The 6056-nt window shown below is 36.6% G+C and carries 10 protein-coding genes; 6 read left to right on the forward strand and 4 right to left on the reverse strand.

The window, feature by feature from the left end:
- The first annotated feature begins 100 nt into the window (after positions 1-100).
- From ABXH34_RS17155 to ABXH34_RS17175, 5 genes are all read left to right on the forward strand, one after another.
- Positions 101-229, forward strand: coding sequence for a helix-turn-helix domain-containing protein (locus tag ABXH34_RS17155; protein ID WP_353573107.1), 129 nt, complete (start codon positions 101-103; stop codon positions 227-229).
- Between the two features lie 259 nt (positions 230-488).
- Positions 489-836, forward strand: a complete 348-nt coding sequence (locus ABXH34_RS17160) for a transposase (protein ID WP_353573108.1) — start codon at positions 489-491, stop codon at positions 834-836.
- Positions 821-994: a hypothetical protein gene (locus ABXH34_RS17165; protein WP_353573116.1), complete on the forward strand. Its 174-nt coding sequence runs from the start codon at positions 821-823 to the stop codon at positions 992-994. The genes ABXH34_RS17160 and ABXH34_RS17165 overlap by 16 nt, the downstream gene beginning before the upstream one ends.
- Positions 933-1163, forward strand: a complete 231-nt coding sequence (locus tag ABXH34_RS17170) for a zinc ribbon domain-containing protein (RefSeq protein ID WP_353573109.1) — start codon at positions 933-935, stop codon at positions 1161-1163. The genes ABXH34_RS17165 and ABXH34_RS17170 overlap by 62 nt, the downstream gene beginning before the upstream one ends.
- 281 nt (positions 1164-1444) lie before the next feature.
- Positions 1445-2416, forward strand: a complete 972-nt coding sequence (locus tag ABXH34_RS17175) for a hypothetical protein (RefSeq protein WP_353573110.1) — start codon at positions 1445-1447, stop codon at positions 2414-2416.
- 138 nt (positions 2417-2554) lie between these two features.
- Here ABXH34_RS17175 and ABXH34_RS17180 read toward each other — a convergent pair whose 3' ends face one another.
- Entirely contained in the window at positions 2555-2878 is a 324-nt protein-coding gene (locus ABXH34_RS17180) for an immunity 53 family protein (RefSeq protein ID WP_353573111.1), read from the reverse strand.
- 128 nt (positions 2879-3006) lie between these two features.
- Here ABXH34_RS17180 and ABXH34_RS17185 point away from each other — a divergent pair, with 128 nt between their 5' ends.
- Positions 3007-3828: a squalene/phytoene synthase family protein gene (locus ABXH34_RS17185; RefSeq protein WP_353573112.1), complete on the forward strand. Its 822-nt coding sequence runs from the start codon at positions 3007-3009 to the stop codon at positions 3826-3828.
- 180 nt (positions 3829-4008) lie between these two features.
- Here the strand turns inward: ABXH34_RS17185 and ABXH34_RS17190 are convergent, their stop codons facing one another.
- The 3 genes from ABXH34_RS17190 to ABXH34_RS17200 are packed head-to-tail and all read right to left on the reverse strand — an operon-like array spanning position 4009 to position 5835.
- Positions 4009-4260 carry an FAD assembly factor SdhE gene (locus ABXH34_RS17190; protein WP_353573113.1) on the reverse strand — a complete coding sequence of 84 codons (252 nt, stop codon included), beginning with the start codon at positions 4258-4260 and terminating at the stop codon, positions 4009-4011.
- A 33-nt stretch (positions 4261-4293) separates the two neighbouring features.
- On the reverse strand, positions 4294-4896 hold the full coding sequence (locus ABXH34_RS17195; protein ID WP_353573114.1) for an ABC-type transport auxiliary lipoprotein family protein: 603 nt from the start codon (positions 4894-4896) through the stop codon (positions 4294-4296).
- 3 nt (positions 4897-4899) lie between these two features.
- The gene (locus ABXH34_RS17200) at positions 4900-5835 is read right to left on the reverse strand and encodes an MlaD family protein (RefSeq protein ID WP_353573115.1); all 936 of its coding nucleotides are present in this window, start codon (positions 5833-5835) and stop codon (positions 4900-4902) included.
- Between the last annotated feature and the right edge of the window lie 221 nt (positions 5836-6056).

Below are 6056 nucleotides of genomic sequence, written 5' to 3' on the forward strand. Positions count from 1 at the left end.
GAGACAGATACTAGGCTCAAGTCCTGCTCAGTTAAGGAAGTGGGAATTGACGGGAGAGTTATTGCCTGCAAGGAAAACAAGAAGCTAATGGACGCTTTAAATGATGTTGTTAGCACATAACGTTGAACTCAGACCAACACAAGAACAAGCAACATACCTCGATAAAGCTTGCAGTTCACGTCGTCATTATTACAACCAACTATTAGCTCATTTTCAAGATAACAAATGATCTAAATCAGATGCTTACCAATATTATATCAAAACGATCCGTCCTCAATTCGATTGGTATATAGAAGTTTCTAGCCGTGTGACTCGTAATGCCATTGATGATTTAGACAACGCTTTCAAGCACTTTTTTAGACGTGTCAAAGCCAAGCAAAAAGCGGGTTTTCCACAGTTTAAAAAGAAAGATGTGATGATTCTTTTGCACTCCAAGAACAAGCTAAGTTTGATGGAGGTTTGTTGCGCATATCAAAACTAAAATACGAATGCGCCAAAAATTGCGTTTTGATGAGATAGTCAAACAAGTTACCATCAGTAAAAAAGCAGGGAAATACTTTGCTTCTATTTTAGTTGAGACGCAAGAATACAACCCAAGAGATGTTGAGCGTCAATTCAGTGTTGGCGTGGATTTCGGGATTAAAAACCTTGCCACCCTGAGTACGGGAGTGTTTTTTCCAGCTAATCAAAAATTAAAAGCGAGTCTAAAGAAACTCAAGAAATATCAATGTGCTTTGTCACAAAAACAAAAGGCTAGCCAACGACGAGCGAAAGCCAAGTGGCAAAACTACATTTTCGTATTAGCAATTAAAGACAAGCAATGTTGCATGAATTAAGTGATTATTTAACGAGCCACTTTGACCGTATTGTGATTGAAGACCTGAATGTTAAAGGCATGGTGAAAAACCACAAGTTAGCACGTAGCATCATTGATGCAGGCTTTGGCTACTTACGAACGCAGATACAAAGCCAAACTGCGACACGTCATTGCTGATGGATTCTTTCTAAGCTCTAAAATATGTTTGAATTGCGGTCAAATTAAAACAAAGTTACGCTTAAGTGACAGAACTTACCATTGTGATTGTGGTCTTAACATTGGCCGTGACCTCAATGCAGCTTTGAACTTAAATGCTTACGGTGCGAATACGGAGTTAAATAATTGAAATAAAATAAACTTTATTGAAAGCTTCATACTGTGTTTCCACAATATAAATACTCATAATTACTGTAAAAAATCAATAAATATTCCCTAAAATACTGTTTAAAAGTTATAATTAATCCCTTATGCTAAATTATATATTTACATTGGTAATGTCTATCGATAAAACTGTGCTTTGTGTGGAAATAAAGCCTTTTGAATAGACACTCACACCAATTGAATTTAGTAGTGAGCAAGCCTCCATTATCTATTAGTATTTTATAATATAAGGGAATATCGAATCTTATGGTAAAACAACTTACTTGTGATATGAACATTCAAACTGTCCAGCATGATGAGCAGGATATATCTAAACAATCAAGAAAGTCGTGGATGCGCTGGCTAGGATGGAGTGCGGGCTGTGTGAGTCTTGCATTTTCTACCACAGTTCTAGCGACCTCATGCCCAAGTGGTGGTGTGGATACTGAAGATGGTACGGTCACTGCTGTATTTGCAATTCCTAATGATGGTGATGATAATATCGCGTGTGGCTCTACCCAAGTTGGCGGCGTTTTTGTCACGACTGACCAACAAATTAATACAAATTCATCTGTTATGTTGGCTTTGCCTGATACTGAACCTAGTGGCGCATCCAATCCAGCTAGAACCTATATGTTTCTTCCAACAGGAAGCACACCGATTCCTCATACAATTACTTGTGCAGAAGCAACGATAACAACGACTTCAAATGTGAATTCTATCAGCTTACCAGAAGGGGCATCATGCTCACTCACAATGCAAGGAAATTCAGGAACGAATGGCGGTGAAGTAATATACACAGCAACCTTGAGTCGTACAGGTGAAATTTACAGTTTGTCAGATGGTGAAATTTGTGGTGCGCCATACGTGGCTTGCTCTGCTGAAGTGCCTGCGGATGGTGCATTTGAAAAGGGTAAACAAGCATGTATCGATAATCCTGCTGACTGCAACTTATTTACACAAGCTGATCTTGATGCGTTGATTGGTGCTTGTGTAGCAAATCCAAGTTCTTGTGGTATCCAAACGGGTGCTTCAAATAATAATGGTGTTGATGAACAAAAGCCTTATTTTGATATCGAAACCTCATCTTTGCATATCCCAGCTTTGTCAATATCTGGTGAAATTTATCAAGCCACATTACGATTAGGCTCAAGTCCAATTGGTGATATTAGCTTTGATTTGCTTTCTTTATCGAAAGATAACCAGCCAATTATTACACATAGTTCTTTAGCGGATTAACTTTATCTCGTTCTCATGTACCGCGTTATTGCTATTAAGTTAAACTATTGATTGTTTAGTTTTTTTTGGAAATAATCATCTTTTATTAATTTAATGACAATGATGTGCTATGTGGGAATGCTGTTCAAATGCACTAGGTTATGAATTTATTAGGATTTTAAAATTCTCATCGTTATTCTCAACAAGCTCTATAAAAGTTTTGATAATGAATTCTAATTTATTAGGATCACCTGCGCCAATAAAAACACCATTTTGAATATTGATACTGACCCATCCATTTTGTTCTTCTTTGACAATTGGAGTAAATTTAGCAATACAACCCTCTAAATCTTGCATATCAATGCAAACACGCCATCCCGGATTATCTAGTGTTTCTATTATTATTCCATAAGTATGTTCCCATTCACCATCACACTGAGACTCATACCATTGATTTAACATGTTGAAATAGTCTGTCTGCATTTCTTATTTTCCTAATAAATACTAATTGCTCTTATTACCCATTAAAGATAATTATAAAATTGCCCATTGCAACTGACAGCAAATCCACTATATCAATAAATCCTACTTAATTATCAAAATACCGCCGAATGAATAACCAACAATATTGTGAACAAAAAATACTACGGGATGGCTCGTGCTTATATTACAGCCTACGTTTTATCACGCCACAAAAACGCACCGCTTTATTGCTATTACATACCTTATTTCACGAAATTGATGAAATCAAATATAAATGCCAAGATATTCGCGTTGCAGAACAAAAGCGGGACTGGTGGCAACAAGAAATGCACAATACATTTGCGGATCAAGCTTCTCACCCCATAACCCAAGATTTAAAAAATATGATTGAACAATATCAAATCACTGAAACAGAACTCATGAACATGGTTAATGCACTTATCCATTGTCCAACTCGTTTTGCTGATTTTTCCCAACTTAAAACCTATTGCGAACAATCCAGCGGACAATTACAGGTTTTCTGCACAAAAATATTAGGTTATCAACAAGATGAAACATTAGAAGCGGCTCAGCAATTAGGTGTTATGCTGCAACTATATTATTTACTCCGAGAATTACGCCGCGATACACTCAGTGCTTATGTATACATTCCACAAACAGAATTTGAACAATTTAGCCTCACACAACACGCTGTTTTTGAACAACAACAAACCGAGGGATTACACGCATTACTTGAATTTCAGGCGCAACGTATCCATTTGTATTATAATGATTTTCTGAAAAAACTACCAAAAGCAGAACACCGTCAGCAGAAAATGGGGCTTATTCGTTCAAAACTGGCCATTGCAACACTAAAAGAGATAGAACAAGACAATTTAGCGGTTTTCCAACATTATGTTAGTTTAACGCCATTGCATAAGTTATGGATAACAATGAATTATTTATGGTGAGCTACAATTGAAAGGAAGTTTTGTAGAAAAACCTACAACAAGATTTGTCTAATCGCTTATATCATGTTAATCTGTGTGCCTCTCCTAAACGATGTACACTTCGCTAAATGCAAGGTTAACTGAGATTAGGCAGGAGTCAGGAGCTTTTGCCTTCGGTTGCCTTGCATTTGTTTTAAGAAATTATACTAAATTGAATTTTTTGCGAATTTTATCAATTAAAGCCACTAATTGTGGATTTTCCAAGGTCTGTTTACCAATAAAATAGTGATACAACTCAGGGTCTGGCATCTCGACAAGAGCTTGAAATGCTTGCTGTTCTTCTGCAGGTGCATCACGGTACATCTCGTGTAAATAGCCTTGCATCAATACATCCAACTCTTTCATACCACGACGACAACGCCATTGTAATTTCTTAAAAATCGTATCATCCATATTCAAAGCTCTAAGTTCATTAATTTGAAAAAACTACAGGTGTTTTACCACAAATTCAGCCAACTGCTCTAACACCACTTGTACTGCTCTATTGCTTGCAATCACCCCACCTTCTGCATCTTCACTGGGTGCGATTTCAGTCACATCAAATACACTAGTATCCAAAATAGCCCGTTGTGCCATATCTAACAATTGTACTCGTAGCGTGAAACGTACTCTTGATGGGGATTCTAAAAATTCTTGTTGCAAACGAATAATTTCTGTATCTAAACGCAATTCACCCAAAATTGGCGAAGAAGTAGCGGAAAGCACTGCACCAAATTTTCCCGTGGCTTCCAAACTTTGCACAATTAAAGGTAATAATAAACGCGAAGGGTTATCAACCCATAAATTATCACGATAATGTTCTAAAACATACGGTGTTTTCACATAAACCATTTGCTGTGTATCAAATCCAGGAGTGGCTTGTGGAATTGAAATTAAAATGGTTTTGCCGTCAACTTTATTGGCTGGCAAACTGACAGGATCAATCGCGATAAAATAATGTTTCGGTGCTGTATCTGCGGCTAAAAAACTGCAAGAAGTTAGCAATAATATAATAAATGGTGCAAAAATGAGACGAAATGCAGTGAACATGATTTACTCTCCGGGCCCTTCATCTGGTTTGGCATTGCCAAATAATAACATATTTGGTTGCAATTCAAGGGTATGAATTAAACGACGTGCAGTGCGTAATAGTTGGCGAAATTCAGTCACACTGTTCGTAATTTCAGGCACAGTTTGTTGTCCTAAAAAATCCAAATCATTTCTTAAATTGCGGCTTAATTGATGTAATTCATCCGTTATTTTGACAATGGTTTGAGTTGATTGTTGAATATTATCTTGATTGGCCTGTAATAATTGATTCAAGCTGTCCGCACTATTTTGCGTGGATTGTAAAGTCTGGGAAATTTGCTGGGTCAGTGTATTTAAATCTTGGGCAAGTTGTGCAGTGTGATAAGAGGTTTCAGTAATATTATGTAAAAAATGGTCTAAATCGTTTTCATGTTTCGCAAGGACATTGGTCACGGCTTGTATATTTTTTAAACTATCAGTCACCGCTTGCGTATTTTGTTGGGAGAATATCGCATTAATCGTTGAATCTACACGTTGATACAAAGAAGGTTTACTCATAATTTCAGGATAAGCTTGATCTGATGCTAAGCTCAGAATCGGCGCATTTAAGCTGCCGCCTGCTAATTCAATAAATGCCACACCTGTCAATGGATTTGCGGATAACATCGCGTAAGTGTCTTGTTTGATAGCAATGCCGCGTTCAATTTCCAGCACTAAATACACGGCATCAGGTCGAGTGGGTTTTAAACGAATGTCTTGGACTGAACCAATTTTCACCCCTTTATATTTAACCGCCGCCTTTAGATTTAATCCAGACACTGATTCTTGAATATAAACTTGATAAGTATCATACACTTTATTGCTCTTATCCAGCGTGAGCCATAAAACTCCCGCAATCAGAGCAAAACTTAATATAATGACAAATAAACCAACAAGTATATAATTAACTTTGTTATTCATTGAATACCTCAAATTCTAGGGTAGCTATGATTGACGTGTTCATTTAATTTAAGACAGGCAGTTGTTCAACAACCATGCTTTGTAGTACTTCGTTAGACCAGTTTAACTTGAATTTCAGATTATCTCGAAAAATATTCAGCTTTAAAAAATATGCCTTGAGAATATAAATAAGTAATTCATTTCAAAAATATATTTATTTTTATATTAAGGCAATTATTGAG

This window comes from Candidatus Albibeggiatoa sp. nov. BB20, from assembly GCA_016744725.1.
GTDB lineage: Bacteria > Pseudomonadota > Gammaproteobacteria > Beggiatoales > Beggiatoaceae > Albibeggiatoa.